The 1,779-nt window shown below is 52.7% G+C and carries 1 rRNA gene; it reads right to left on the bottom strand.

The features are described 5' to 3' along the window. Positions 1-52: 52 nt before the first annotated feature. Positions 53-1,779, bottom strand: a 23S ribosomal RNA gene (locus L6D81_RS29245); the annotation flags it as partial.

The following is a 1,779-nucleotide window of genomic DNA, read 5'->3' as shown; positions in this document are numbered from 1 at the left end:
CGTCTTCACACACCGCAATCTGGCCTTTCGACTCAAATTGCTTGGGTGTTATATGGTCAAGCCTCACGGGCAATTAGTATTGGTTAGCTCAACGCCTCACAGCGCTTACACACCCAACCTATCAACGTCGTAGTCTTCGACGGCCCTTCAGGGAACTCAAGGTTCCAGTGAGATCTCATCTTGAGGCAAGTTTCCCGCTTAGATGCTTTCAGCGGTTATCTTTCCCGAACATAGCTACCCGGCAATGCCACTGGCGTGACAACCGGAACACCAGAGGTTCGTCCACTCCGGTCCTCTCGTACTAGGAGCAGCCCCTCTCAAATCTCAAACGTCCACGGCAGATAGGGACCGAACTGTCTCACGACGTTCTAAACCCAGCTCGCGTACCACTTTAAATGGCGAACAGCCATACCCTTGGGACCGGCTTCAGCCCCAGGATGTGATGAGCCGACATCGAGGTGCCAAACACCGCCGTCGATATGAACTCTTGGGCGGTATCAGCCTGTTATCCCCGGAGTACCTTTTATCCGTTGAGCGATGGCCCTTCCATACAGAACCACCGGATCACTAAGACCTACTTTCGTACCTGCTCGACGTGTCTGTCTCGCAGTCAAGCGCGCTTTTGCCTTTATACTCTACGACCGATTTCCGACCGGTCTGAGCGCACCTTCGTACTCCTCCGTTACTCTTTAGGAGGAGACCGCCCCAGTCAAACTACCCACCATACACTGTCCTCGATCCGGATAACGGACCTGAGTTAGAACCTCAAAGTTGCCAGGGTGGTATTTCAAGGATGGCTCCACGCGAACTGGCGTCCACGCTTCAAAGCCTCCCACCTATCCTACACAAGCAAATTCAAAGTCCAGTGCAAAGCTATAGTAAAGGTTCACGGGGTCTTTCCGTCTAGCCGCGGATACACTGCATCTTCACAGCGATTTCAATTTCACTGAGTCTCGGGTGGAGACAGCGCCGCCATCGTTACGCCATTCGTGCAGGTCGGAACTTACCCGACAAGGAATTTCGCTACCTTAGGACCGTTATAGTTACGGCCGCCGTTTACCGGGGCTTCGATCAAGAGCTTCGCGTTAGCTAACCCCATCAATTAACCTTCCGGCACCGGGCAGGCGTCACACCCTATACGTCCACTTTCGTGTTTGCAGAGTGCTGTGTTTTTAATAAACAGTCGCAGCGGCCTGGTATCTTCGACCGGCGTGGGCTTACGCAGCAAGTGCTTCACCCTCACCGGCGCACCTTCTCCCGAAGTTACGGTGCCATTTTGCCTAGTTCCTTCACCCGAGTTCTCTCAAGCGCCTTGGTATTCTCTACCCAACCACCTGTGTCGGTTTGGGGTACGGTTCCTGGTTATCTGAAGCTTAGAAGCTTTTCTTGGAAGCATGGCATCAACCACTTCGTCGCCTAAAGGCAACTCGTCATCAGCTCTCGGCCTTGAAACCCCGGATTTACCTAAGATTTCAGCCTACCACCTTAAACTTGGACAACCAACGCCAAGCTGGCCTAGCCTTCTCCGTCCCTCCATCGCAATAACCAGAAGTACAGGAATATTAACCTGTTTTCCATCGACTACGCTTTTCAGCCTCGCCTTAGGGACCGACTAACCCTGCGTCGATTAACGTTGCGCAGGAAACCTTGGTCTTTCGGCGTGGGTGTTTTTCACACCCATTGTCGTTACTCATGTCAGCATTCGCACTTCTGATACCTCCAGCAAGCTTCTCAACTCACCTTCACAGGCTTACAGAACGCTCCTCTACCGCATCACTT

It is taken from the genome of Pseudomonas sputi (assembly GCF_021603585.1).
Taxonomy (GTDB): Bacteria; Pseudomonadota; Gammaproteobacteria; order Pseudomonadales; family Pseudomonadaceae; genus Aquipseudomonas; species Aquipseudomonas sputi.
This window is presented reverse-complemented; position numbering and strand designations above follow the sequence as displayed.